This window comes from Hymenobacter sp. B1770 (assembly GCF_049896385.1).
Classification (GTDB): Bacteria; Bacteroidota; Bacteroidia; order Cytophagales; family Hymenobacteraceae; genus Hymenobacter.
In genome coordinates this window covers 1-24,817 of the sequence record NZ_JAFCUF010000008.1, presented here as the reverse complement: position 1 = coordinate 24,817, position 24,817 = coordinate 1, and the positions used below count along the sequence as shown (strand labels likewise).

General features: G+C 61.6%; 28 protein-coding genes. 10 read left to right on the top strand and 18 right to left on the bottom strand.

The features are described from left to right. Positions 1 to 91: 91 nt before the first annotated feature. The 6 genes from ACP7AJ_RS16045 to ACP7AJ_RS16020 form a co-directional block, all read right to left on the bottom strand. Entirely contained in the window at positions 92 to 1,333 is a 1,242-nt protein-coding gene (locus ACP7AJ_RS16045) for a glycosyltransferase family 4 protein (RefSeq protein ID WP_426061226.1), read from the bottom strand. Next, positions 1,330 to 2,217 (bottom strand): sugar phosphate isomerase/epimerase family protein, encoded by an 888-nt coding sequence (locus ACP7AJ_RS16040; protein WP_426061225.1) that lies wholly within the window; start codon positions 2,215 to 2,217, stop codon positions 1,330 to 1,332. The genes ACP7AJ_RS16045 and ACP7AJ_RS16040 overlap by 4 nt, the downstream gene beginning before the upstream one ends. Next, positions 2,210 to 4,534 carry a YcaO-like family protein gene (locus tag ACP7AJ_RS16035; RefSeq protein ID WP_426061224.1) on the bottom strand — a complete coding sequence of 775 codons (2,325 nt, stop codon included), beginning with the start codon at positions 4,532 to 4,534 and terminating at the stop codon, positions 2,210 to 2,212. The genes ACP7AJ_RS16040 and ACP7AJ_RS16035 overlap by 8 nt, the downstream gene beginning before the upstream one ends. A 48-nt stretch (positions 4,535 to 4,582) precedes the next feature. Beyond that, the gene (locus ACP7AJ_RS16030; protein ID WP_426061223.1) at positions 4,583 to 5,638 is read right to left on the bottom strand and encodes a Gfo/Idh/MocA family protein; all 1,056 of its coding nucleotides are present in this window, start codon (positions 5,636 to 5,638) and stop codon (positions 4,583 to 4,585) included. A 74-nt stretch (positions 5,639 to 5,712) separates the two neighbouring features. After that, on the bottom strand, positions 5,713 to 6,663 hold the full coding sequence (locus ACP7AJ_RS16025; protein WP_426061222.1) for a hypothetical protein: 951 nt from the start codon (positions 6,661 to 6,663) through the stop codon (positions 5,713 to 5,715). Positions 6,664 to 6,666: 3 nt separating this feature from the next. Next, positions 6,667 to 8,010, bottom strand: coding sequence for an inositol-3-phosphate synthase (locus ACP7AJ_RS16020; protein ID WP_426061221.1), 1,344 nt, complete (start codon positions 8,008 to 8,010; stop codon positions 6,667 to 6,669). Between the two features lie 149 nt (positions 8,011 to 8,159). On the opposite strand from ACP7AJ_RS16020, the gene ACP7AJ_RS16015 reads away from it, so the two are divergent. Both ACP7AJ_RS16015 and ACP7AJ_RS16010 read left to right on the top strand, forming a co-directional pair. Then, a complete protein-coding gene (locus ACP7AJ_RS16015; RefSeq protein WP_426061220.1) occupies positions 8,160 to 8,285 on the top strand; it encodes a hypothetical protein in 126 nt (41 codons plus the stop codon). 12 nt (positions 8,286 to 8,297) lie between these two features. Next, positions 8,298 to 8,735, top strand: coding sequence for a PD-(D/E)XK nuclease-like domain-containing protein (locus ACP7AJ_RS16010; RefSeq protein ID WP_426061219.1), 438 nt, complete (start codon positions 8,298 to 8,300; stop codon positions 8,733 to 8,735). Here the strand turns inward: ACP7AJ_RS16010 and ACP7AJ_RS16005 are convergent. From ACP7AJ_RS16005 to ACP7AJ_RS15975, 7 genes are all read right to left on the bottom strand, one after another. Then, on the bottom strand, positions 8,732 to 8,920 hold the full coding sequence (locus tag ACP7AJ_RS16005) for a hypothetical protein (protein WP_426061218.1): 189 nt from the start codon (positions 8,918 to 8,920) through the stop codon (positions 8,732 to 8,734). The genes ACP7AJ_RS16010 and ACP7AJ_RS16005 overlap by 4 nt on opposite strands. Positions 8,921 to 9,050: 130 nt before the next feature. Further along, positions 9,051 to 10,355, bottom strand: coding sequence for a PAS domain-containing protein (locus ACP7AJ_RS16000; RefSeq protein WP_426061217.1), 1,305 nt, complete (start codon positions 10,353 to 10,355; stop codon positions 9,051 to 9,053). A 41-nt stretch (positions 10,356 to 10,396) separates the two neighbouring features. Beyond that, entirely contained in the window at positions 10,397 to 10,795 is a 399-nt protein-coding gene (locus ACP7AJ_RS15995) for a hypothetical protein (RefSeq protein WP_426061216.1), read from the bottom strand. Between the two features lie 86 nt (positions 10,796 to 10,881). Next, on the bottom strand, positions 10,882 to 11,604 hold the full coding sequence (locus ACP7AJ_RS15990) for a GAF domain-containing protein (protein WP_426061215.1): 723 nt from the start codon (positions 11,602 to 11,604) through the stop codon (positions 10,882 to 10,884). A 161-nt stretch (positions 11,605 to 11,765) separates the two neighbouring features. After that, the gene (locus ACP7AJ_RS15985; RefSeq protein ID WP_426061214.1) at positions 11,766 to 12,128 is read right to left on the bottom strand and encodes a hypothetical protein; all 363 of its coding nucleotides are present in this window, start codon (positions 12,126 to 12,128) and stop codon (positions 11,766 to 11,768) included. A 116-nt stretch (positions 12,129 to 12,244) separates the two neighbouring features. Continuing rightward, positions 12,245 to 12,991, bottom strand: a complete 747-nt coding sequence (locus ACP7AJ_RS15980) for a hypothetical protein (protein ID WP_426061213.1) — start codon at positions 12,989 to 12,991, stop codon at positions 12,245 to 12,247. A gap of 67 nt (positions 12,992 to 13,058) precedes the next feature. Further along, the gene (locus ACP7AJ_RS15975; protein WP_426061212.1) at positions 13,059 to 13,535 is read right to left on the bottom strand and encodes a thermonuclease family protein; all 477 of its coding nucleotides are present in this window, start codon (positions 13,533 to 13,535) and stop codon (positions 13,059 to 13,061) included. A 178-nt stretch (positions 13,536 to 13,713) separates the two neighbouring features. Here ACP7AJ_RS15975 and ACP7AJ_RS15970 point away from each other — a divergent pair, with 178 nt between their 5' ends. Together ACP7AJ_RS15970 and ACP7AJ_RS15965 are read left to right on the top strand one after the other, a co-directional pair. Next, on the top strand, positions 13,714 to 13,908 hold the full coding sequence (locus ACP7AJ_RS15970; RefSeq protein ID WP_426061211.1) for a hypothetical protein: 195 nt from the start codon (positions 13,714 to 13,716) through the stop codon (positions 13,906 to 13,908). A gap of 193 nt (positions 13,909 to 14,101) precedes the next feature. After that, positions 14,102 to 14,440 (top strand): TfoX/Sxy family protein, encoded by a 339-nt coding sequence (locus tag ACP7AJ_RS15965; protein ID WP_426061210.1) that lies wholly within the window; start codon positions 14,102 to 14,104, stop codon positions 14,438 to 14,440. Positions 14,441 to 14,459: 19 nt separating this feature from the next. Here ACP7AJ_RS15965 and ACP7AJ_RS15960 read toward each other — a convergent pair whose 3' ends face one another. The 3 genes from ACP7AJ_RS15960 to ACP7AJ_RS15950 all read right to left on the bottom strand — a co-directional run bounded on the left by ACP7AJ_RS15960 (position 14,460) and on the right by ACP7AJ_RS15950 (position 18,230). Beyond that, positions 14,460 to 15,824 carry a hypothetical protein gene (locus ACP7AJ_RS15960; protein ID WP_426061209.1) on the bottom strand — a complete coding sequence of 455 codons (1,365 nt, stop codon included), beginning with the start codon at positions 15,822 to 15,824 and terminating at the stop codon, positions 14,460 to 14,462. Between the two features lie 312 nt (positions 15,825 to 16,136). Continuing rightward, a complete protein-coding gene (locus tag ACP7AJ_RS15955) occupies positions 16,137 to 17,462 on the bottom strand; it encodes a phage integrase SAM-like domain-containing protein (protein ID WP_426061208.1) in 1,326 nt (441 codons plus the stop codon). Positions 17,463 to 17,465: 3 nt separating this feature from the next. Then, the gene (locus ACP7AJ_RS15950; RefSeq protein ID WP_426061207.1) at positions 17,466 to 18,230 is read right to left on the bottom strand and encodes an XRE family transcriptional regulator; all 765 of its coding nucleotides are present in this window, start codon (positions 18,228 to 18,230) and stop codon (positions 17,466 to 17,468) included. A 360-nt stretch (positions 18,231 to 18,590) separates the two neighbouring features. On the opposite strand from ACP7AJ_RS15950, the gene ACP7AJ_RS15945 reads away from it, so the two are divergent. The 4 genes from ACP7AJ_RS15945 (at position 18,591) to ACP7AJ_RS15930 (ending at position 22,824) form a co-directional block, all read left to right on the top strand. After that, positions 18,591 to 18,920, top strand: a complete 330-nt coding sequence (locus ACP7AJ_RS15945; RefSeq protein WP_426061206.1) for a helix-turn-helix domain-containing protein — start codon at positions 18,591 to 18,593, stop codon at positions 18,918 to 18,920. Beyond that, entirely contained in the window at positions 18,917 to 20,266 is a 1,350-nt protein-coding gene (locus tag ACP7AJ_RS15940) for a DUF3987 domain-containing protein (RefSeq protein WP_426061205.1), read from the top strand. Before ACP7AJ_RS15945 ends, ACP7AJ_RS15940 begins: the two co-directional genes overlap by 4 nt. A gap of 195 nt (positions 20,267 to 20,461) precedes the next feature. Further along, positions 20,462 to 21,148 carry a recombinase family protein gene (locus ACP7AJ_RS15935; RefSeq protein WP_426061204.1) on the top strand — a complete coding sequence of 229 codons (687 nt, stop codon included), beginning with the start codon at positions 20,462 to 20,464 and terminating at the stop codon, positions 21,146 to 21,148. Between the two features lie 131 nt (positions 21,149 to 21,279). After that, positions 21,280 to 22,824 (top strand): IS1182 family transposase, encoded by a 1,545-nt coding sequence (locus ACP7AJ_RS15930; RefSeq protein ID WP_426061203.1) that lies wholly within the window; start codon positions 21,280 to 21,282, stop codon positions 22,822 to 22,824. Between the two features lie 59 nt (positions 22,825 to 22,883). Here the strand turns inward: ACP7AJ_RS15930 and ACP7AJ_RS15925 are convergent, their stop codons facing one another. Together ACP7AJ_RS15925 and ACP7AJ_RS15920 are read right to left on the bottom strand one after the other, a co-directional pair. Next, the gene (locus ACP7AJ_RS15925; protein WP_426061202.1) at positions 22,884 to 23,279 is read right to left on the bottom strand and encodes a hypothetical protein; all 396 of its coding nucleotides are present in this window, start codon (positions 23,277 to 23,279) and stop codon (positions 22,884 to 22,886) included. Between the two features lie 97 nt (positions 23,280 to 23,376). Next, complete coding sequence (locus ACP7AJ_RS15920; RefSeq protein WP_426061201.1) at positions 23,377 to 23,763, bottom strand: hypothetical protein; 387 nt, start codon at positions 23,761 to 23,763, stop codon at positions 23,377 to 23,379. A gap of 242 nt (positions 23,764 to 24,005) precedes the next feature. Here ACP7AJ_RS15920 and ACP7AJ_RS15915 point away from each other — a divergent pair, with 242 nt between their 5' ends. After that, positions 24,006 to 24,428 carry a hypothetical protein gene (locus ACP7AJ_RS15915; RefSeq protein WP_426061200.1) on the top strand — a complete coding sequence of 141 codons (423 nt, stop codon included), beginning with the start codon at positions 24,006 to 24,008 and terminating at the stop codon, positions 24,426 to 24,428. 120 nt (positions 24,429 to 24,548) lie between these two features. After that, positions 24,549 to 24,817: bestrophin family ion channel (locus ACP7AJ_RS15910; protein ID WP_426061199.1), on the top strand; the 269-nt coding region annotated here is incomplete at its 3' end.

The following is a 24,817-nucleotide window of genomic DNA, read 5'->3' as shown; positions in this document are numbered from 1 at the left end:
ATCGTTGGTTATTGCGGAGGGTCGCCGAAGCCGTGGGCCATAAGGCAGTTGCCTACGGGATGAGATAGGGCACATCAATTCGAGTTATTCACTACAGCAAATGCGGGGCTTCGCGGTAGCGGCAGGGCTCGGGCCCGACCAGGTCTTCGGCCCAGTCCAGGTCGGGCGCGGTGCCGGCGAGCTGCCGGTAGATGCCATCAATCTGACGGCCAATGAGGGGCCAAGCGTAAGTAGTACGCACCTCGTGCAGCGCGACGGTGGCCAGGCGGGCGCGCAGGGCTTCGTCGTCGAGCACGCGGACCAGGGCCGCGGTGAGGGCAGCCACGTCGCCGGGCGGCACTAGCAGGCCGTTGTCGTCGTGGCGCAGGCAGTCCACCACGCCCACCGCTTCGGCTGCCACGCAGGGCAGGCCGCTGGCCATGGCTTCGAGCAAGGTGTTGGAAAAGCCCTCGGCGTAGGTCGGCGACACGAACACATCGGCCCGGTGGTACACCTGCGGCACTTGGTCGTAGTCGACGTAACCCGCCAGCTCCACCTGGGCCTGCCAGGGCGCGGACGCCACCCGGCGGCGCACCTCCTCCAGGTCGGGGCCGATACCGGAAATGAGCAGGCGCAGCCCGGGCCGGGCCGGAGCCAATTGGGCAAAGGCGTCGAGCAAATCCAGCACGCCCTTGCGCCGGTCCACGCGGCCGTGGTAGAGCAGCGTGGGGTGCATCGCCTCGACCCACTGCCCGGCCTGCCAGCCCGCACGCGGCTGAAAGCGCTGCACCTCGACGGCGCCGGGTACCAGCGTGAAGCGGCCAGCCGCGGTGCCATGGTGGCCGATAACCTCGTCGGCAAAACTCTGGCAGCCGATGAGCACCGCACCCGCGTGGTCCAGCACCCTGCGGATGGCCCGCTGGTGCGTGCCGCAGCAGTCCACGCCCACCCAGTGCCCGTCGCCGCCCTGGATGCTGACGACGTTGGGTACGCCCAGCCGGCGGCTCAGGTGCAGGGCCGCCAGTCCGGGTGGGTAGCCGTACTGGGCGTGCAGCAGGTCGAAGGGCTGGGCGGCGTGCCGGCGCTCCACCGTGTCGATGATGGCCTGGATGTCGTCTTCGAACCGGCCCCCGGCTTGTTCGCCGAGGGCTTCGAGGCCTATTACGTGCACGCCCGGCACGGGCGGCGGGGGCCCGCCGCCGTACACGCCGCGGCCGAGGGCATCGCCCCGGTACTGCGACACCATCGTGACGTCGTGACCCAGCGCCACCAACTCGCGCAGCAGGTTTTGGGCGTACACGCTCATGCCCGAAATCGCCGGAAAGTAGCGGCGGGAAATAAAGCAGATTCTCACGCAGTAGGCAGTTGAAGGTGGTGCTCGGCCTGGCGCAGGTAAGCCAGGGCTTGCGGAATCATCAGGTGCGCACGGGGCGACTCGCGTGAGAGCTCCACGCACACCAGCCCTGGAAACCGGATGGCGTGCAGGGCCTGCAGCACGGCGGGCACGTCCATGTCGCCTTCGCCAAAGGGCAGGTGCTCGTGCATGCCGCGGCGCATGTCTTCGAGGGCTACGGTACCAATCTGCGGGGCAAACTCGTGCACGGCGGCGGCGGGCTCCCGCTCGCCGGTCACCAGCAGGTGGCCGGTGTCCAGGGCCAGGCGTAGGCCCGGCACGGCGGCTTGCACGCGCCGGTAGTCGTCCACGGTTTCGACCAGCATACCCGGCTCCGGCTCCAGCGAAGCCACCACGCCACGCTCCCGGGCGGCGGCTTCCACTTGGCGCACCCCTTCCAGCAGCCAGTCCCAGGCTTGCGCCGACGCCACGCCCGCCTGCGGCACACCGGCCCAGAACGACACCGTTTCGCCCTGGCAGGCGGCGCACACGTCGAGGCAGCGAGTGAGAAACTCCACCCGTTGCACCCGGCCGGCGGCGCTGGGCGCTAGCAGCGTGGGCTCGTGCTTCTGGCGCGGGTCGAGCAGGTAGCGGGCTCCCGTTTCGATAACTAATCCTAGATTCAACTCACGCAGACGGCTGGCCAATTGCGCATTACGGCCCGCGAAGTCCGGCGCAAACGGGTCGTGGTGGTGGTGGTCGAGGGTGAGGGCCACGCCGTCGTAGCCGGCTTCGGCAATAAGCACCAGGGCATCATCGAGGCGGTGGTTGGCGGCCCCGTTGGTGTTATAAGCGTAGCGCAACCGGTGGAGACCAGCAACAGGTGGAAGTACAGACTCAGACATGGGCGGGCTCGGGAGCAGATTCAGGGGTGCTGAAATAGTAGACGTGGCGCTCGGGCTCGCGGTACAGCGCGTACAGCTCGCCCACCAGCTCGCGGGCCAGCTGGGGCTTGAACCAGGCTGGCCCGCCGAGAGCAGCTTCGTCGGCCGCGGGCAAGGGCACGCGCTGGGCCCCGGGGGGCGGCGCACCCAGCCCCACCAGCGGACTGTGCCGGGCCAGCAGCTTGGTTAGGTTGCGGCGGCCGAGGCGGTCGTAGGTCATGGTTTCCACTTCCAGCTCGGGCACTACCGCCTTAAGGGTGCGCACCGGGCCGCTGGGGTCGGTAAACTCCACGTAGTAAATGGACAAGCCTGCTGACGAGAGGCGTTCGTGGACCACGCGCAACAGGTCGGCGGGGGTAGCCAAGGAGTTGAATGGCACGGTGGGCAGCTCAGAGAATTTTACCGTGCGCTTCACGCCAAACACCGAATCTTTCACCCGCGCAAACAACTCAACCGGACTCAAATCGAGCCACTGGCGCATGGCGGCGGCGGCGCGGGGCTCCTGGTTGGCCAGCACGGGCGGGTCCTGCCGCACGTTGGCCAGGTATGCGGGCGCTACGGTTTCCAGCCAAGCCAGGTCGCCGTGCTCGAAGCGCTTGCGCACCCGGCTCGAGGCAAATTCCCGCAGGGCCTTGGCCAAGGCCACTTCGCGGTCGGGGTGGGCAGCCTCGCCGCAGCCGGTGAGCATTAACGCGTGCGGTACTTTATTCAAGTCTCGTTCGTAGCCAACTACATACAAACTCGTAATACCAAAGTCCGTGGAGGCCAGCTTCACCTGCATTTCGAGCCCGGCCATGTCGTACTGACGCAGCAGCTCGCGGGTGGCGGGGTCCTGCACCTCGTCGAGCTCGATGCGTACGCCCTGGTCGAGGGCGCGGTAGCTGATGGCGTTGCCGTCGCGCTGCAACAGTTCGAGCAAACCGTGCGACAAGGCCCGCTCCAGCGACTCGCCCGCACCCATGCCGTTGGTGATGGGCGTATACAGCCACTCGTGCTGCTCCTGCCCGTGCCAGTCGCCGGGCCAGGTGGCGGCCGTTTCGATGGGCACCCAGATGATGTCGCCCGCCGGGTAAGTGCGCGCCTGCGTCCACAGCAGCTCGGTGTCGAGTGTGTACGGCGTGCCCACCGGCAGCCGGTCGCGCAGGGGGTCGAGGCAGGCTGCGCCTTCCGTTTGCAGCTGCCGGTAGGAAGCGCGGCGCCGCGGCATTTGGGTCAGGTACAGGTTCACAAAGGTTTCCTCGGTGATTTCGCCGTAGGCCCCCGTGCGGGCCTGCGCGTCGGTGGCGCCGTAACCCGTGCCGGTGCTCATGCCGCCGGGCAGCCACTGGGCCAGGCTCCACACGGGCACGCCGAGGTAGTCGAGGCTGGTGAGCGGGATTTCGTACACCGGGGCGGGCGGCAAAGCGCTTTTGTACAAAGCAACGGCGGCGGGGTCGGGCTGGGGCTGGAGCATGGGGAAAGAAGGTAACTGGAGAAAATCGGCGAACGGACGCCCGGCCAGCTGGGCAGTAAATAGCTGCGCGGCCGCGGCCTTGCCGCCGCCGGCTACTGGCTCCCAGGGCGTGAGCACGCCGTCGAAATCCAGGGGCAGCAGCACGGCCTGGTAGTGGCGCACGTCGCCGTGCGAGAGGGGAATGTGGGCATCGTAGGCCCGGTGGGTGCTGATGTGGGTAGCGCGGCCTAGCCCGTCGAGCTTGAACTTAAGGGCGTCGCCGCAGCACAGCAGCCGGCGCTCGGGTAGGTGCAGCACGGCATGGCCGGGCGTGTGGCGGCCGGTGTGGTAGAGCACGGCGCCGGGGTGCAGCTCTGCGTGGTCCTCATAAGGCCAGCTCACCCGAAAAGCTTGGCAGAAAGGCAACTCCTCCTGCTGCATCACTACCTCGGGCGCAAAAGCCTCCACCAGCTGCCACAAGGCCCCGAACACGTGGCAGTGCGAGGCCGACAGGTAGCGAATGCCGCCCAGTGTGCGGATGAAGTCCAGCGCCGCCGCGTCGTAGTAACCGGCGCCTTCGAAGGCCACATTGCCGTGCTCAGTATCCACAATCAGGTAGCCGCGTGGTCCGATGCCCACCTGGGGCTCGTTCCAAAACTGCCAGATGCCGGGCAGCACCTCGGCCCACCGCACCGCCACCCGCCCGGCCACTTCGGCCAGGGTGCTGAATTGCCAACCCGTCGGCGGCAGCGGGTGGCGGTAGTCGCGGCACACCGGGCAGTCGGGCGGGCCCGGCGCAAAGTAGCGCTGCCAGAAACCGCAGTTTTCGCAGACGTAGTGGGGCATTCGGCAAGTCAATGATTAAGATTGAAACGGCTACTTCCACCACCTGCCTCACCCGGCCGCTGGCTGCTCTACCGGCCGCTCGGCGCTGCGGGCCGCCGCGTCGAGCAGGTGCATGGTGTGCAAATCTTGGGCGGCGGAAAAGGGAAACGGCTGCCCGCTGCGCACGGCCTCCGCAAAGGCCTCTACCTGGCGCTGAAAAGGCGAGGCGTGGGGGTCGAAAGCAACTTCTTCCACCCAGCCGTCCGGATGGGTCAGCGTGAGCGAGCCGCCGGGGGTTTGGCCCATGGTGTTCAGGGCCAGGGCCCGGCCCCGGTCTCCGATGACTTCCAGGGTGCGGCGCGGAAAAGAGTCGGGGCAGTTGTAGGCCACGGCCTGGGTAAACAGCACGCCGCTGGCCGTGCGCCCGATGAGCACAGCCCCGTCATCCACGGCGTAGCCGTGAACGCGCTGCTGCGTGAGGGCAGCCACGTCCGTGAGCGGCTCGTCCAGCAGCGTTTGCACCAAATCCAGGCCGTGCGGGGCCAGGTCTATCATGGCGCCGCCACCGGCTTGCTCGGCCAAAATACGCCAGTTCTGATAGGTGCCTTGGTCGGTTTCGGGGGCCCAGTCGGCGGGCGTCCAGCAGGCATAATGAATACGCACGCACGTCACGCGGCCCAGCCGGCCGGCCCGAATCAGCTCGCGCAGCCGCACGTGGGCCGGGTGGAAGCGCTGGTCGAAGGCGGTGGCAAGCAGCGTGCCGGCTGCTTCGGCCGCCGCCACCATGCCGGCGGCCTCAGCAGAGTTGCGGGCCAGGGGCTTTTCGCACAGCACCGGCAGTCCAGCGGCGGCCAGCGCCTGCACTAGGTGGGCATGGTGGACATTGGGCGTGGCCACGTACACGGCCTGCAGGCCCGGTGTCTGCACAAAATCGGCGAGGTGGGTAGTGCGCAGCAGCGCGGTGTCGGTGGGCTGCACGGCGGCCAGGGCCTGCTCGTTCACATCGCAAAGCGCCACCAACCGGCCGTTAGCGGAAGCCGCAATGGCGGGCGCCACATAGTCGCGGGCCACCCAGCCGCAGCCGACAATCCCCCAGCCAACCGATTCTGCTTGATTTACAGACATAAGTCCTAAAAAATAAGTATCAACCTACACCAAGCCCTAAAGCAAGCGGGCGGGACTTAACGTAGCAACCTGATTCATGAATCGATGGGAAGCAGCCCGGCGGCGGCCAGGACCTGCCAGTGAAACTGCTGGGTGAAGCCCGCGTGCACGATGTTTAAATCATCCAAGGCCTGGTGCAACCGAAACTGGGCGCTCTGGTCATGCCAAGCCATTTCCAGCACCCGGTCCAGAACATCGGCGGCGTGAAAAGCCTGGGCAGCCGGCTCGTCGAGCGCACGGGTGCGGCCGAGAGCCGCCTCCACCTCCGGCTGCAGCGCGGCGGGCAGCTGTTGCACCGCCTGCTGAGTGGCCGCCGTCATCAAACCTGTTAAGTGCTCCCCAAGCAATTCGTCGCCTGCATAGCCGGGGTCGGGCAGCACGGCATTGTGCAGGTGGTGGGCCAGGCCAGTCAGGAAGGCCGCGCCGGGCTCGGCCCCGAAGTAGGGGCTGAGCAGCACCGCGTACACGGCCACCAGGGCACAGTGGTCGGCGTGGCTTTCGGGCGGCCACAGCATAATGCGCGAGCGGCTGGGGTGCGTAGCCCCCGCCCGCGGCTGTTGCGCCAGCTGCGCCACAAACGCCGGCAGCCGGCCCGGTTGCAACTCGGCGGCCCCCGCCAGTGGCACCAGCTGCGCCACCAAGGCCAAGTCCAGGGGCTGGGCCGCCCCGCGCAACGCTTGCTGCAGCACTTGCGCCGCGGCCTCCTCGTCTAAGCCCAGTGTACGGAGCAACTGTTCGTTGTAGCCGGGCAGGCGCACGCCGATTAAAGCGCGCGCTGTTTGCCGAAGCGCCACCGCCGTGGGAGCCTCGCCGGCCACCAGCGCCGCCCAGGCCCCGGCAAAAAGCTGCTCGGCCAGCGAGCCGTCGCGGCCGGCTACCCGCCCGCGCTTCAAGTCGTTCAGTTCGCGCAGCAACGGCAACACCGCCGCCAGTTCAGCCAGTGCCTCCGGCCTAGCCGGGGCACTGACGGTTGCAGGCGTCGGCACCAGCTAAATCGCGTGAGAGTCGGGGCTGAACGAAGCCAAAGCAGGCGACAAAACACCTTTGACGGTTTCTACAGCGGGTTGCGGCTGCGGGGCCGTCACGCCGGCCGCCAGCCAGTTGAGCAAAATGGCTTGCTGCTGCTCGAAGCCGTGAATGGGCACCATGCTCGGGTCCGGCACCATGGGCGACTTGAAGAACGCCCCCAGGGCTTGGACCACGCCGCCTTCTTGCCGACGTTTAGCCAAGTCGGCAAGGCGGGCCAGTTCCAGGGCCAGTGGAGCGGCCAAGATGGAATCGCGGCAGAGAAAATTCACCTTGATTTGCATCTTCTGGCCCAAAAAGCCTTCCACGTCAATGTTGTCCCAGGCCTCTTTGTTATCGCCGCGCGGCTTGTAATAGTGAATGTGCACCACGTGGTTATCCACCTTGTAGCCCACTATCTGGTCGAGCACCGAGCCTTTCGTCGTGATTTTGGAAGCCAGCGACTCGGCGTTGTCCAATGCCAAACCGTCGCGGTTGCCGAGGATGTTGGTCGAGAACCAGCCGTCGATGTGCAGATTGCGGGCATGCAGGGCGGGCGCCAGCACGGTTTTCATAAACGTTTGGCCGGTCTTGCCGTCTTTGCCGGCCACGGGCACGCACCTTTGCTCGGCCAGGCGCAGCAACGCCGGGGCATCGGCCGCACACGACGGGGTAAAGTTCATGTAGGGCACGTCTTCCAAAATGGCGGCGTAGGCGTAGAGCATCGCTGGCGGAATGCGCTCGTCATCGGCCTGCACGGCGGCCTCAAAGGCCTCTGGGGTTGCGAACAAGGGCAGCGATAAGTCCGGCATTGCCTCAGTCGAGGCCAGGTTGACGACCACGAGCCGCTCAACTCCCTGCTCTTCGCGGAAGCGCAGCAAATCGGCGCGTATGGCCTCGACAGCCGCTGCGTGCGACGCCACCGGCAGCAGGTGCTGACCCGTGACGTTGCGACAAAAGCGCACGTTGCCTACCGCGGGCCAGGGCTTCAGGGCACTTAGTTCAACTTCGGCCGAGGCGAGCTGGTGTGGCTCCAGCACGCGGTGCTGGCGAGCCGCGCTGGCTAGGTCGTCGGGGCACAGGTCCCAGCCGCCAAACACGAGATTTTCGTAGCGCACCAATTGGTCGGTGAGCGAGGCCGGCAAATTAGCCAGGGGCAGACCGGTGGTGTTCATCGCCCCGGCGCGCAGCAAGGCCACGCCGGCGACGGCGGTAGTCGCTACCGCACCACCCAGACCAACAATGGCCACGCCCAAGCGTTCCGTTTGGGGAGCCCCCTTGCTGGGCACTGTAGTGTAGGAGTCTGCATTAAGAAGAGCTTCGGTCATAAAAACAGTGGGTTAGTTGAGTGGGGGGTATATCTTATGTACGCATAATTTACTCAACGAAATTCTTTATCGTTTGTTTATATAACCTATTACTAATGAATCGCTAGTGTTGAGCTTGTCGTGCGTAACAGTTGGTCTAAGCAGCACTGTTGTGCCAGCTGCGCCAGCCCAACCCCATAGCCCTGGCCTTCGGCTCGCACTTCCACGCCGCCACGCTGGAGCCCCATGGCTATGCCCGCACCGAAGAGAAATGCCAGTGGAACCTACTCGAGTAGCTGGCCTGCCAGGTGCGCCGCCAGCGCTACTGCCGCGACCTATTACACCGCGGCACCGCCGAGCTCACCCACACGGCCACGCACACCGCCACTGGCATCCAAGTCAAAATCCGCCCCGACCTGCTTGTCATCAGCCCCGTCGGCCGCCGCACCACGCTGGTCGACTTCAAAACCACCAGCTGCCCCGACCTGGCCCATTTCCTCACCACCATCGCGAAATACGACTACGACCGCCAGGCTGCCCTTTACCTCGACGTAATCGGGGCTACGCGCTTCCTCATCATTGGCGTGCGGAAGAAGGCTCCGCACACCGTATGGCGCGTCGAGCTAACCGCCACGCCCGGCCTCCTCGAGCAGGGGCGCAAAAAGTACACCCGCCTGCTCAGGGCCTTCGCTGAGCTTCCCTCCGCCACCAGCCCCCACAATTACAGCAACAGAGCGCGGTGCTAAGCTGCTGCTCCCAACGGCCCCGTCTGCTGCCCCAGCTGCTGCAACACCGTCACCAGCTGCTCGCCCAGGCGGTCAATCTGCGTCAGGCACTGGCGGGCTTCCTCTATCTGGCCGCGGCGGTACTGCGCGGCCAAATCGTGCCCCGTGCGGAGCATGTCCTGCAGCAGGCGCTCGGCTTCCCGCACCTCGGCCCGCAGCGGGAACCTGGGCTTGATGACCGTGCTCAGTCACTGCCCCAGCGCGTTGCCCTGCGGCGAAAACAAGGCGTCGTCGGCCTCGCGCACGCCGTAGAGCACCGAGCGCAGCTGCGACGGCTCAAGTCGTGGGGGCATCGTTGAGCAGCTGCTCCAGCTTCTGGCGCGCCTTCACCAGCTCGGTCACTTCGAAGGCAAACACGGAGATGCCCACGATAGCGCCGTGCTCGCGCAGCGCCTGAAACGTCACGTTCACGAATACGTCTTCCACCTTACCGGTGTCGCGGCGGTTCAGCTGAAACAGCACCTCGCGGCCCACCCACGGCTCGCCGGTCTGGTACACCTGGTTCAGCAGGGCCACAAAGCCCTGCTCCACGGCTTCGGGTACGGCTTCGGCCACGGTTCGGCCCACCAGCTCCCGGTCCGGAAACAGCTCGTAGTACGGCGGGTTCACAAAATCGTACCGGAGCTCGGCGCCGCGCAGCACCGAAATCAACGCCGGGGCCTGCATGAACAGCGCGTAGAACGATTCGCGCTGGCTCACGGCCAGCTGGTGGGCCTGGTAGGCCTGGTCCGAGAGGGCGGCTTGCTCCTCGTTAGCTTGCAATAACTCCACCACCAGCTGCTTCTGGTCGTGGATGTCCACGCAGCAGCCCACCCACATGCTCACTTCGCCCGCGGCGGTAAGCCGCGGAATGCCGCGGGCCAGCACCCAGCGGTAGCCGCCGTCGGCGCCGCGCAGGCGGTACTCGGTCTGGTAGGTTTCGCCCGATTCGTAGGCCTTCTGCCACGCCGCCGCGGCGCCGGCGCGGTCGTCGGGGTGCACGCCGTCCAGCCAGCTGAACGCTATTTCCTGCGCCATTTCCCGGCCCGTAAACGTGAGCCAGCGCTGGTTGAAGTAGTCGGCCCAGCCGTCGGCGCGGGTGGTCCATACCATCACCGGCAACGACTCCAGAATGAACTTGGAGCGCTCCTGGCTCTCCACCAGGTCGCGCTGCATCGCCCGGGCCTGCTTTTCGGCTAGTTGCTGCTCGGTCACGTCGCAGGTTTTCAGCAGGATGGCCTGCACGTTCCCCTGTGCGTCCAGCTGCGGGTAATTGGTGGTTTCCCAGTACCGCTCCTCCAAGCCGCCGCCCTGCTCGGCGGTGCGCTGCATGTCGTAGCGAATGCGGGGCATGGTGTGCGGCTTGGCCTGTTCCCGCACGTAATCCAGCGAATCGGCAAACACCTTCCAGTCGTTTTGCTCGCCGCGCGGAAACACATCGAATACATCCCGACCCACGATGGCATCGCGCTGTTTCATAGTCACGGCCAGGTACCGGTCGCTGGCGTCCAGAATCGTGTAGTCCGGGGCCATGAGCAGGTAGTGCTCGGGCAGTTGCCACAGGGTATAAAAGGTGCCGGGTGCGGAAAGCGAAGGAGTCATAGCAAATACAAAATTAGAAGTTGTGATGCCACCGCCGGCACTTACATGCGCTGCAGCCACTCGGCCGCGGTGTCCAAATTCTGAAAGGTCATGATGGTAATACCGGCCGAGGTGCGCTCGGCGGCCAGCTGCGCCGACAGTTGGCTGAAACGTTCCGGCGAATACACCCAGGAAAAGTACCGGCACCCCGCCTCGTACAGCATCGGGAAAAACACGTCGCTGCCCCATTTGGCCGCGTCAGCCCATAGGCCCGTGATGCGAGTATTGTCGTTGAGCACCTTGTGGCAGTTCTCCTGTTTCAGCAGCTCCAGCAGCTTAAGCGCCCCCGCCATCACCGCCTCGTCGCTCAGCGCGCCGTGCCAGTCCATATAGAGCCAGTTGTTGACGTGGTCGTAGGAGATGGTAAGCGTGGGCGCGTCGTAGAGGGTTTGCAGGGCCATGGGCAGTGAATTTCTGTCAACAGTACGCGCCGGGAAAGCGTAGGTTTGGAATCCCCGCACCCCGCGTCCGGCTCCGCGTGCCTTACTTAGCCCAGGTGCTTGCGGATGCTTGCCAGCTCCGACTGCAGGGCCTGCAGCACCCGCTCCGCTTCCTCGTCCACCGCGACCCGGTAGCGCCGCGCGGCCTCCGTCTGGTCCGATTCCTCCCACTGCGCCAGCTCCCGCAGCGTGTCGATGCGCGTAAGCGACTCCTCGATGCTGCGGTAAAGCAGCAGCCAGGTGACCACGCCCGTGGCCGGCTGCTGTTCCAGCAGGGCCCGCAGGTCAAAGAGCTGCACCACTAGGCCGGCCAGCGTAGCCAGCCGCTCCCGCTCCGGGCCCGTCACGGTCCTAGGCTTGCGGTCCAGCACGCAAAGCGCCCCGATGTTCAGGCCTTCGAGCGTGGCCAGCGGGTGCCCCGCGTAAAAGCCGGAGTTGTTTAGCTCCGCGGCCGCCGGGTTGGTCAGCAGGCAGGGGCTTTCGTGCAGGTTCTCAAACACGGTCGTTTCGGCCCGCAGCACCGCCACCGAGCAGATGCTGTCGGTGCGAGGCACCTGCTGCACCCCGCCCATCCCAAAGTTGGCCTTGAACTCCACCCGGTCCTGTTCCACCAACGAAATCAGCGCCACAGGCACGCCGAAGAGCTTGGCCGTCAGCCGCACTATTTCGTCAAACACCCCGTCCGGGGAAGTCCCCAGCACGTTGTAGGCGCGCAAGGCCGCCAGTCGCTGGCCGTCGTTTTCGGGAATAAGGCCGCGGTAAATATCCATCAGTCAGTAGTAGGGGTAATAAGCAACGTCTGCCCGGCCACAAACACCGCCAGGCCGGGCGATTGTTTCGCCTACTGGCTCCCGAAAGCGCCGCCCTTGGCACGAAAAAAGCCCCGCTTGCACACTGCAAGCGGGGCTTTTCATTTTAGAGCAATTCATCGCTATGCCTGCAGTACGTCAACCTGCGGAGGAGATATAATCGGTGTGCCCGCCACCAACTCGCCGAACAGCGGATTATCCGGCAAAGGCTGCCCACCGTTGCCATCCGGCACCTGGTTGAAGATGACGGTTTCCTCGCCGGGCGTACTTCCCGCCAGGTGGGCCACCAGCGCCTGCCGGCCATTATTGGCCTGTAGCTCCTGCGTGAGCAGCGTGTAGGTGCTCACGTCCACGTTATAGAGTTGGTTCAGCGCATTCATCTGTGCAGCCGCGTCCTCAGCCACACTAATGGCATCAGCCAGCAGTTGGGTGTAGCGCCGCGCCTTTTGGTCCGCTCTGGCGCGAAGCTTAATGGCGCGTTTCATGCGCCGCTTGAATTGGGTTTGATAGGCCGTAAGTGCCATGGCATTGAGTAGTAAAAGATGAAAGAAAAACGGCCGGCCTGCAGCGGCTGGCCGTTCATTGCCAGATGTGTTTGGCCTTAAGCCACGTACTCAATGGCCAGCGGGTTCGTGCTGTTGTTATTGAGGGCGTAGAACTTGCCGTTAGTCTGCTGGTAGAAGTTGATGCCTACCACGCCCACCACCAGGTTAGCATCGGCCGGAGCCGCGGGGAACGTGGCCACCACCGTCTGATTCACCAGCGGTGTGCTATTGATGGGCAGGATGCCCAGCGGAGCGGCCACCACGCCATTCGTGAACGTCAGCAGCTCCATGTCCACGTCCGAAGCGGCAAACACCACCTCGAAGTGCGTAGCGCCCTGCGGAGCCGCAATGTCGCTGGCCGGGTTCAGGGCTGGAATGCTCATGGTTACATCAGCACCCGCGCCCGTCACCTCGTAAGGGAAGTACATGGTCTGGCCAATGCCGGCCCCCGCGTTGAAGTTGAAGCCGAGCAGCGGCGCCGAGTTGCTGGCGTCAAACACCCGCAGGCCGCGGTCGTTTGTGTCGTCGAGCCCGATGACTTCGCGCATCACCTTTGTGAGACGCGAGGCCAGCTGGCTGTCGCTGGCCGAGGCAATGGCCACGCGCAGCGAGTCGCGCAGCACCTTGCTGTATTTAGCCGCCAAGCCGAATTCAGCCGCGTTTTCGCGGGTACGTGCCCGGCTTGGGGCGCTGGCAAAAGCCGCCTTGTCGCTGGCCGGCTTCTGTGAAATGTTTCCGTTTTTGCTGAACACCAGGCCCCCTACGGTACCCTGGATGCCAATAATGCCCGTCTGACGTGCCATTGTTGTAAATAAATTAGAAGTTGAAAAATCCGTTTGCCTTGTGGCTGCTTGCGCTTATGCGGCATTGCTACCAGGTGCAGCCCACCCCGTACCGCCGCTTGTTTTTGTAGTTAAATCGCCGCCATTGCTGCGGCGTGAGCACGCCCACAACCCCGCACTTCCATAGCCCACGCCGCTTTTCCGCAGCTGAGGCCTGTTGTGCTGCACGGCCGGCCACCTTATGCTTCGGGTCCCAAGCCCAGGCCCACCCACGCACCACCAGCAGCGAATCCAGCGCCAGCGCGGGCCTTCCCGCCACCGGCATCCGCACCGCACCCAGCACCCTTCCATACAGGTCCACCCCGTACCGCGTCAGCAGCACCGGCTGCGCAGGCCGCAGCAGCCGCGCTACCGAGTCCGCCGCCTGCTTCCCAAAAGGTTGGTTCCGCTCCGGCGCGTCCACGCCCAGCAGTCGCACCCGGTGCGTTATGCCCCCCGCCAGCACGTCGTACGTGTCGCCGTCTACCACGCGCACCACGCGCCCGGTCTCGGTCGCCAATGGCACCGTGCCCGCACCGCTTCCCTCACGGCCCAGCGTCGGGACATAGCTCATCCCGAAACTAGCCGCAACCGATAGCAACCACCCACTGAAATACAGTGCTTTATGATTCATGACACGAACCTACAGACGGGTTTTAGCCGTTGTATATTCGTCCATCCCACTTGCCCCAACACGCCCCAAGATGCCCCAAGTTTGCCTCTATCCCAAGGACGTTGCCCAACTCACCGGCACCGGCTACGACGCCGGCAAGCGCCTCCTCCAGCGCATCCGCACGAAGCTGCGCAAGCCCGCCCGCGCCTACGTCTCAGTCGCCGAGTTCTGCGATTACACCCGCTTGCCCGAAGCCGAGGTAGCTGCCGCCCTAAACCGTAGTTGAAGGCACCCTGTAGGCAGTCTGGAGGCACCTCATAGCCAGGCAGCCAGCAGGGGATACCGCGCCAGCACCCCGTCGTACATTAGCTGGAAGCCTGTCGAGCCTACGAACGATTTACAGTTCAGCTAACCGCTGACCGACAGACTAAGCTCAAACCAAATAGACCTAATAAGACTTTAATTACGTCCCATGTGCAATGGCTTCTACCCCGCAATTTGTCGAATTTGTCGTTGAGCAGTTTAACGGCTCCGGTCACGTTACCGCCAGAAAAATGTTCGGGGAGTACACCCTGTATTGGGACAGTAAGCCCTTCGCCCTGGTTTGCGACAACAAACTATACGTTAAGCCTACTGCGGCGGGGCGGGCTTTCTTGCCGGAAGTAACCGAGGCCGCGCCTTATCCAGGCGCAAAGCCCTGCTTCCTGGTTGAAGAGCAGCTAGAGGACCGGGAGTGGCTGGCAAATCTAGCCCGCCTGACGGTGGAAGAATTGCCGGAGCCCAAACCTAAAACCAAGAAACAGCGCGGCGGCCAGTAGGGTAAATGCACGATGCCGCTTACCGCGCTGGCTCCCCGTCGTACCACTCGCCCAGAATCTTCTGCCAGGCTTCCAGTACGGCCGGAGCTAGCAGCCGGGCCTTGTCCTTGGCATACCGGTCCGTTACGTCCTCGTCGGCGTGCCCAAGCACTAGCTTGGCCAGCGCCTTGTTTCCGTTGCTCACCTGCTTGAGCAAGGTACCGGCCGTGTGCCGCGCCGTGTGCGTGCTGATGACCTGCCAGATGGGCCGCCAGTTGTGCACCACCTTGCCGCCCGTAATCAGCCGGTCGTCCCATTCCCGGGTCAGGCCCGCCCCTTGGGCTATTTCCTTAATCCAGTCACCGCGCTGCTGCCAGTTGCGCGCCGGAAACTGCCAGCCCCACCGCTCGCCAATCTTCAAGGCTATGGGTGGCAGCGGTACCGCCGCGTCATTGCCCGTCTTGCCCTGCGCATGGAGCAGCGCCGGCACTTGGCTGCCATCGGCCAGCGTCAGCATAATCCGCTCGCGCTTGTCAAACCTCTCCAGGTCCTCGTACCGCCGCCCGCTGAACAACTGAAACAGCCACCGGTCACGCTCCTCCGCCAGCTGCTCGGAAGTTGGCCGCCACCGAATCAGCTTGCGCACCTCCTCCATCTCCAAATCCAGCTGCGGCGCGTTCTTGGCCGTGTACTGCAGCCACGCCATGTCCGCCAGCAGCCCAAGCTGCTCCAGGCATTTGCGGATACCCCCAAAATGCACCTTGATGGTCGCGTCCGACTTCTGCAGGTCCAGCAGGTGCTGCTGGTATTCCTTGGCCACCTTCTGCGTCACCTGGTCGGGCCGCAGCTCCGGCCGCCAGCTCTCCATCATCGTAGCCAGCTGGTCGTATTTGCGCAGCGAGTCCTTGGCCAGGTTGCGGTTTTCCGCCTTCCATTCCTCCAGCACCTGCCGGAAGGTGCGGCTAATCGCCGGCACCGCCTTTGATACTTCCCTTACCTTATCGGGCCGCAGTTCCGCAGCCAGTACGTCTTTGGCTATTCTCCCCGAGCCTTGGGCATCAAACAGCTGGTTGAAGGTGTCCTCAACCCTTTTCTTGAGCATCATCAGATGCGCGTTGATGTTGGTGGCCGTTTGCGGGTGCGTGGGAACGACGGCCATTTCTTTCATGCTCAGCTTCCGCCCATCCATCGCTCGCTGTGCCTTGACGTCCCATAGCGCCTCAATGCCCTGGCCGTTGGGCCCGGGCCGCTCCGGCAGCACCAAAACCCCGGCATCCAGTTGCAATTCCTGGCCGTGCCACCGCAACGTCATGCGGACCGGGCAGTACCCGCGCCTATTGCGGGCAGCCAGCCGTAGGTAAAACTGCACGCTGATGGTGCGCTTGTAAAAGGTCGGAGCTAGCATCTTTTTGGCTGTTATGCCGGGTTCTGTCCCGGTATGTGTCCCGGTTTATGTCCCGGTCCAAGCCAAAGTTAATCGGAGATACCCGAAGAGGCAAACAGCAAATACGCCCTGAATAGCCTGAAAACGAAGAATGCCCGCCGGTTAGGTCGGGCATTCTCGGTATTGGCGCTCCCTCCTGGGAACAGTCATTTGCTGGTTCCTGCTGCTAACTGCCGGTGCTGCTGCTGCTTTGGCACTTTTGTCTGACGCTTCCTCCCACTAGCCGGCACGATTTGGCGGGGATATTCATAAAAACCGGGGGCAATTTTGGTTTTAGCCCCCGGTTGACTCCAAGCGCGTTCGCCCCAGGGCAGGGACCGCGGTGGGGACCGCCACCAGCAGTACACGCTCCCAGGCTTGGAGCAGTTGCGGACCGTAGCGTTCCAGCGTATCGTAGCCATACACGCTGTCCGACACGTGGCCTAAAGCAATCTCTTTTAAGGTCTGGTCGCCTTCGCCACCCAGGATGAGCATATCGGCACCAGTGTGGCGCGCGGCGTGCGTGCTGAGCGCTTTATACACAGGCAGCACTTCCTCGGTGCGCACCTTGCCGGAGAAGCCAACGTCAACAAATTCGCGGTTAAGGCCGGCCACCCTGCCTAGCTGCTTCAGTCGGCGGTTGCGCTCCTGCTGGCTGGCTAATGGCAATTGCCCACCATACCGCTGCCAGATGCCTGCCGCAGCTGGAGGCAACGGAATCAGCACTGGCTCGCCGGTTTTGTTCTGGTACAGCTCCACACACAGCGTCGGCCCGTAGCCGGGCAATTCTCGTGGCGCGATGTGGTGCGGCCGTAGGCCTCGCAAGTCGGTGTCGCGCAACAGCAGGAACATTTGAAACAGGAACACGTCGCGCTCCGCGGCTACATCGTCTTCGACCGGGGCAGTCATTAGCGCCCGCACTTCGCCCGCACGCAACGAGAGGGCTCGACCGTAACGAACCGTCAGCTTATTCAGCCACCCGGGAATGGGTTTATTCACCTGACGTAGACAGTCGCGGAAAAACTTGTAGTGCCGCTGCACCGTCGAGTCGCGCAGTCCTTGCGCATAGAGCCAAGCTGTGTACTTGGCCAGCTGTTCGCGGGTAAGCGTGGCCAGCCGTAGCTTGGGGTCAAACTCTGCCAGAGCGCTCACCACCTGGTTGGCCCCGCGCAGATAACTCGCGCTGAGCATCTGCTTATTCTCGGCTTGCCACCGTTCGGAGAATTCAGCCCAGGTGGCATTGGGTGTGAGCGGGGCGGGGCCAGCCACCGAGGGCACTGGCGCAGCATTGCGACGCTGCCCTCCCACCCCCACACTACGTACAGCTTCCTCAATTTCATCTTGAGATACTTCGGCTTCAGCTCTTCTGGCGGCTTCAGCGGCCAGAAACACGCCCTGCACAGCGGCCAGAAGCCGGGTGAGTCGCAGGTTGAGCTGGTTGGCATTGGGTGTGCTGGTGTGAATGCGCTTGGCTTTAGTGGGGTGCCAATGCACCGGCAGCACTTTCACACCTGTCGGCATTTTCCAGCGGTGACCACCGGCCCAATGCAGGTCCCCAAAAATATTGGCCCGGCCAGCCTTGTCGGGCCGGTCTAGCCGCTGGCGGAATACGAGTTCCATATTCTATAATTCCTCTGGAGGAAGATGTATGGCTTGGCCGAACCTCCATAATGCGGCTATGTCCCCTACCTCAACGGTAGTCTCGTCACCAGTAGCATCAGACTTAAGGGTAATAGTCCCTTCTTTATTTGATGTAATCCGTTTGATTAAAAGCTTTTTGCTTTTCAACCATATTGCATGTACGCCTGTGGCGTACTGCCAATGCTCTTCGTACACCGGAAATAAAACATAGCGCGAGCCTTCCGGATACCGTGGCGCCATGCTACTGCCTTGAACCTCGAGAACCACAGCTTGTTGATAATCAATACCAAGTAAAGGCAGAACGCTTACCTGGTATTTCTGAGTGTTTTTTAACAACACCGGATTGGACTCTAGAATAGAGTTAATGAACCCCGGCTGATTATACATAACCAGGCCGACAGTATTACTTAAATGATTAGGATATGTTGGGGTAACGCAAGATAGATTTTCAGGTCTACGACTGGTTAATGGAAAACTAGTTAGAGTCACTCCATTCAATAATGCTTCAAGGTCGTCCGCACTGCCGTGCCATTTTAGCCTCTTAGGTTCCACCTCCAATGTTGAGAAATCGAAGCCTAAAACTTGAGTTAACTTCTCTACAGTTTCTGCAGACGGTTTACTTGTTCCATTCTCAAAGTGCGAAATAGCGGCCCCTGAAACGCCAACACTTTCAGCAAGCTGCCACTGGGTCAGTTTCGCCTTCTTTCGAAGCTGCAAGATTGTAGAACCAATTGTATGTTTTTCCATTGCAAAATTATCTCATTGATAATGAGAAGGCTTAGATAAGCACAATATATTATTTAACTTAAATTAAGTTAAATATCATGTCTTTTATCTAGGTTTGTTTCGTAGAGTCTCAAAAGTAAGGGGATTTAACTAAACTCGCTTAACAATGGAATCATTAGTAGCAGTAAATATAAAGCGAATGTTGCCTCATGGGGCAATATCGGAGATTGCTAAGCGGCTAGGCATATCCACGCCAGCAGCAAGCCGAGCACTTAAAATCGGCAGGCCAGGAAGCCGCGTGGTGCAGGAAGCCTTGCGCATGGCCAAGGAAAGCGGAGGCATTGCTGCCGCACACACCCTATCTACCCTTATTCCTTAACGATGGTACGTTTCGACCTTCCAACCGGTACCATTCAGTTCGAAGATGCCGCTACCACAGCTCGCTTGTTAGAACACGCTCAGACTTCCCGCTTGGCTGCTGAGGCTGAACAAACCGCGCTATCAGCAGTGTATTGCCTGAGCGGGTTGCCGGACCCTTCACTTCCCCACGGTGGTCTACTTACTCATCGCTTGCGAATTTCGGAACGCACTGCCTATGATTTAGTCCGCGATGGCAAAATCCGCTACACATGCGCTGGCAAAAAGAATTATCGGGTTAGCGAGCTAGCTGTTCGTGAATTCTTAGGCGATAAGCAAGCACGTGCTGTATGAATGCCGCTAAATCGTCTTCGTTACTAACCTTTCCTACTTCCGTTTTTCCCAAACCACTACGAGAATACATTGAGCACGGGTCTTCACAAAATTATCCCGACGACTTTGTTGGTGCCGCCCTCCTGGCCTGCCTCGCTACTGCTATCGGTGCCAGTCACGAGTTGGAGGTAAATGCGAACTGGCATGAACCAACAACGCTCTTTATAGCCATCGTAGGCGACGCTGGCGTTCGCAAATCGTCGTCCTTGAATTATGCTATGAAAGCCATTCGGACACGACAAAAGCAGCAAATTCAAGCCCACATGCTTGCGATACAGCAATACGACGAGCAAATGCGACAAGCCAAAGCTAATAAGGATTCATGTGCCCTTCCAGAACTACCTAGTGGCGAACAAACCATCGTCGAAGATGCTACTGTAGAAGCCCTTATCGGCCTGCTGGCCCAGAATCCGCGGGGCTTATTGAATTTCAGAGACGAGTTAGCTAGCTGGACGCGCGACTTGAACCGTTACCGTGCGGGGTCAGACGAACAACGGTGGCTGTCGCTCTGGAGCGCCGGGTCCATCACCTACAATCGCAAAACGCAGGCTCCATTATTTGTCGAAAGACCGGTAGTGTCGGTACTCGGCGGTCTACAACCCGCTGTGCTCAGCGAAGTGTTTGGACAAGGTAAAAGTGAAAACGGCTTCTCAGACCGCGTACTCTTTGCCTATCCGAACCCCATCGCACGGTGCGTGGTGAAGGTCAGCGTTCCCATAACCATTAGAGAAGCTTACGCGAGTGTATTCGAACGGCTTTTCGCGCTATCGCACATTAGCGACGGGGACAGCGAGTACGCGCCACATCTGATTCCATTGGACCACGAAGCGCGAGCGGCATTCGAACAATGGAGTGAGGATTACATCAACCGCAAAATTAATGACCCCAACACCCCAGCACGAGAAAAAGGAGTCTTGTCCAAGCTGGAAGCTTACCTGCTGCGCTTCGCCCTCATACTGCACATCACCGCTTACGTCTGTAAAGAAGAAGGAAGTTGCGAGGCCATCAGCGCGAGCAGCATTTGCCGGGCTATGCGGTTGGTTGAGTATTTCAAAAGCCACTACGACAAAATTGCTGCATCCAGTAGCCCTCTTCCCGATACCGACAAAGTAATCAATTGGATTCGGGAGAAGGGAGGTACGGTTACCAAGCGCGACATCTATCGCGCCAAAGTAGGAGGCCTGGATACGCAGGCAAAAGCCACCGCATTCATCCTAGACCATGTAGGCTTAGGAGTACTGGTTGCCGAGGAAGTTCCACAAAAGCATGGTGGCCCATCCCAAACAGTAGTGCATTTACTTATTTGACAGTCGACAGTCGACAGTCGGACTACCAAGTTAGGAGATATCAGGTAAAACCAAGCGGCTGTCGACTGTCGATTGTCATTTCAGTTATTGCATGTCAAAGAATGGGGTCTAAAAGAACTAATACACCTGTTTCTTTAATTTGAAGCATTTGTCAAACGCCCGTTCAACAAATGGAACCCCTTACAACGCAATTAAATGAGCACTGCCTTTAGCTATGTTGCTTACTACCGGGTAAGCACTCAGAAACAAGGCCAATCCGGTTTAGGGCTGGAAGCCCAACAAGCGGCTGTTTATGCTTTCGTGGGTTCCTCCACGGGGTTATTGGCCGAATTCACCGAAGTGGAGAGCGGACGCAACAACCGACGGCCGCAACTTCTCGCCGCCGTTGACTTGGCCCGCGAGCATGGGGCAGTGTTGTTGGTGGCCAAGTTGGACAGACTGGCACGCAACGTGGCCTTTCTGGCTACACTTATGGAGAGCCGGGTGCGCTTCAAGGCCGTGGACGTCCCTCAGGCAGATGAGTTCACCATTCACATCCTGGCGGCTGTGGCTCAACGCGAGGCCGAAGCCATCTCCCAACGTACGTGCGCGGCGCTGGCCGCAAAAAAGGCCCGCGGTTTTCAGCTGGGTACCCCTCGCAACCTCACTGACAACGCGCGGACCCGCAGCTTAGCCGTGCGGCAGCATAATGCCCGGGAACAAGTCAGTATAAAGCAAGCCCGACGCGTGTGTCAACTTTTGCGGGAACAGGGCGCCAGTCTACAACAAATTGTGACCGAACTCAACGGCAGTGGCTACCGGACGCGGCGAGGCCGGCCCTTCTACAAAACAGCCGTGACCCGGCTGTTAAATCAGGTATTGCAGACCACTATCACTAACTAAACCGTTTTGTTCTCGGACTACATTCAGAGCGTTTTGAAACCGATTTAAAACCATTTTAAGCTTCTAAAATTCACGGTGCGCGTTTACCTTGGGACCGTGGCTGTTGCAGAACCCGGGTTCGTAGAGAGAAGATGCAAGGCAAGAAGCAGTACCTCGACAAGGAGGTGACCCGCTTTCGGCTCTCGGAGCGGGTCCCGCCGCATAATTTGTACCGCCGGCTGGCGGAGTTGGTCGACTGGTCGTTTCTCTACGAGGAAACGCGGGCGCTCTACAGCCACACGGGCCAGCCCTCGCTCGACCCGGTCGTGTTTTTCAAGCTCGTGCTCGTGGGCCGGCTGGAAAACCTGGTCAGCGACCGGCGCCTGGTCGCGCACTGCGCCCTGCGGCTCGACATCTTGTTCTTCCTGGGCTACGAAGTCGACGAGGAGTTGCCCTGGCACTCGACGGTGAGCCGCACCCGCCAGTTGTTCCCGACCGCGGTCTTCGAGCGCCTGTTTGACCACGTCTTTGCCCAGTGCGTGGCCCGGGGCCTGGTCGCGGGCGACACGCAGGCCGTCGACTCGGCCCCCGTCAAGGCCAACGCGGCGCTGGAGGCAGTCCTCGAAAAGCAGCCCGCTGGGGCCCGCGGCCCGCACGTGGCCGGCAGCCCCGAGGAAGCGGCACGGCCCGCCGCGGCGGTGCTGAGCGCGCCGGCCCACCAGCTGCGGAATCTGGCCACGTCCCAGGCCCGGCGGCAGGGCACGCAGACCGGCGCGCTGGGCGCGCGGCACGAGCAGGCGCGCTTGCTGAGCAACAAGACCCACTACAGCCCGACTGGCCCCGACGCGCGCATCTCCGTCAAGCCCGGCAAGGCCCGGGCCCTGAACTACCTCTGCAGCCTGGCCGTGGACACGGCCCACGGCGTCATTAGCCACGTGCAAGCCGATTTCGCCGACCAGCGCGACAGCCTGCATTTGCCCCGCCTGCTCGCCGGCCTGCAGCGGCGGCTGCGGGCCAATGACTTGCCTCTACGCGAGCTGCTGGCCGACGCCGGCTACGCGAACGGGTCGAACTACGCCTTGCTCGAAGCCGCACACATTACGGCCTGGATCCCTGTTTTTGGCCAGTATAAGGCCGAAATTGACGGCTTCACGTACCACGCCCCCACCGACGAGTACACCTGCGCGGCGGGCAAGGTCCTCCCGTTTCGCAAGTACGACACCCGGGTCGACGGGGCCTGGCTCAAGCTTTACTGGGCCACCTGCTCGGACTGCCAGCAGTGCCCGCTCAAGTCCACCTGCGTGCCCGGGGCCAAGCGCAAGCAGCTGACGCGCACGATTTACGACGCGGCCTACCGCCGGGCCTGGGAGCGGCAGCACACCCGGCGCGGGCAACGCAAACGCCGGGTCCGCCAGGGCACGGTCGAGCCCGTCTTCGGGAGCCTGCTGCACCACTACGGCCTGCGCCGGCTCAACGTGCGCGGCCTGGCCGGGGCTCACAAAACCATGCTGCTCACGGCCGTGGCCTTCAACCTCAAAAAGCTCTTAAACCACTGCCCCCAGCGGCAACTGAGCCGGGCCGTGGCCCTGCCACGGCCTCTGTTAGCAGCCAATTGGCGCGCCGGGCGGCGAAACAGGCACTCCGAAGCGCCCACTCGTACACGCGCCCAGCCGCGAACCAGAAAGTCAACCGCCTAACCCGAGTTCTGCAACAGCCACGACCGTTTTCGTGAAATACGAAAGGGGCTTATCACTGCTTAAAACATCAGGATTGAGCCGTAGTCTTTCACCAGCCTTTCGTAATCTGGAAAGCTGGGGTCTAGTTCTATTGACGCCATGCGGTCATAGGAAGTAAACACGTCGTGCTGGTCGGCGTGGATGACGAAATGCACAAACTTGAGTTGAATGTCATCGTGCAGGGCCTGTTGCACTAAGAACGTGCGGCTCTCGGGCGTCAAGGCTATTATCCAATCCTCGTAGTTGTTTTCGCGGACCACCCGCATCCGATTTCCCAGGAGAGCGGGCAATTCATCCCATGAGTCGTTCGTGATGTATAATTCGGCCCCTTCTGGCGCCAGGTGCAAGAGTTCAACAAAGAGTGCCTGCTGGAGGCGCTCTTCTTCGGTCTGTTCAGAAGGGGAATCGGGAAGCATACCAGAATCGAAAACAAAGGCTAAGTGATTCGAAGTAACGCTCCTATTTTTGAACGGAGCGCGTTTAAGCCACCACCGTTTCACTGAACAGTAACAACTAAATACTAAGGCCAACCCCTCCGGTGGCCACCCACAACAAGGCCGCTCCTGTCATCATGCAGCAAAAAATACCCGACACCACCAGGCACGGCAGGGCGAGCAGCACGGGGATGCGGGCGGGGTGGAACAGGGCCGCTGCGGAATGCCAGCACACCGCCCACCACAGGGCGATGTGCCAGCAGCTGACAACCGCACCCAGCCCGGGAATGGCTTCTAACCAGGGCATCGGTACATTGAACACCATCAGCGCCAGCCACGCGGTGGTGCCCACCAATAGGTAGTACCGGCCCGCCAGGCCCAGGTGCTCCTTGAGCGCGTGCAAGCCCCAGCCCGTGAGCCCGAACACAGCGGCAAACAGCAGCGGTTTGAAAAAGACAATCGGCATGCGCGATAAGTGAGGCAGAAGGGGAGCCACGCGTACGGAATCCCTAGGGTGCAGGAGTTGCCCTTTCCATTTGATTCGTGTCCCAGACCGGTCGAGAAAAGAGTGGCACCGTTGACAAACTTACCCTCCTTATTCTGAACAGAGCGCGTTTACCGTCGGACCCTTTCATTGAACCGAGGGTGCAAGTCTTGCTAATTGAAGAAACAATACACCTTGCGGGCCTCATACGGGTATAGGGAGACATGCAAGAAAAAGAAACGCAGCCCACCCAGGGCAAGAGTACGTTCGGCGGGGTGGTGCTATTCCTGGTGGCGGCCGTGTTCATGGTGTATTGGATACTCCCCAATACCGGGGTGCTCATCGACCGAACGGTGGTCAAGGGGACAATAGAGAAGACCCACAATAATGCCCTGTCGGTCTCGTATGTGAATCCGTTGGACCAGCAAACGTATTACCTGAGACGAAAAATTGATTCCCGCGTGGAGCAGTACTTGAAAAGCCGCCCCGAGACAATTGAGGTCGCCTATTCGAGGTATTTCCCCGATAACGCCACCCTGCCCGCAGTGGAAAGTGACCGTTCGGTGTTCTCGGTGGTGGCCATCCTGGTTATACTGACTACCGCCTTCTTCATCGTCAAAGACGACCTGATAAAACGGCTGTTATAAATAGACCCTCCTTCGACTGTACGGAGCGGGTTTACCTTACTACCGTTTCATTGAACGCTCGTTTTGGCTACTGGCCGTTCGGGCACGTACAGGAAGGATTTCCCGTTCTTCGCCCTGCCTATGCTGCTTGACGCAAAGCTGCCCGCTCGCTTTATTCTCAGACAAATTCTGCCCGATGTGGCGGTGTTGCTGCTGATCTCGGTGGTCTTTGAGGTGCTCAAGGTGTTCGTGGGGCAGTACCTGCCCCCCATTCCGCTGGCGTTGCCGGCCATTCTGGGCAGTTCGATTTCGCTGCTGCTGGCCTTCGCCTTGAGCCAGTCGTACGACCGGTGGTGGGAGGCGCGCAAGGTGTGGGGCGCGATCGTCAACGATTCGCGCTCGCTGGTGCT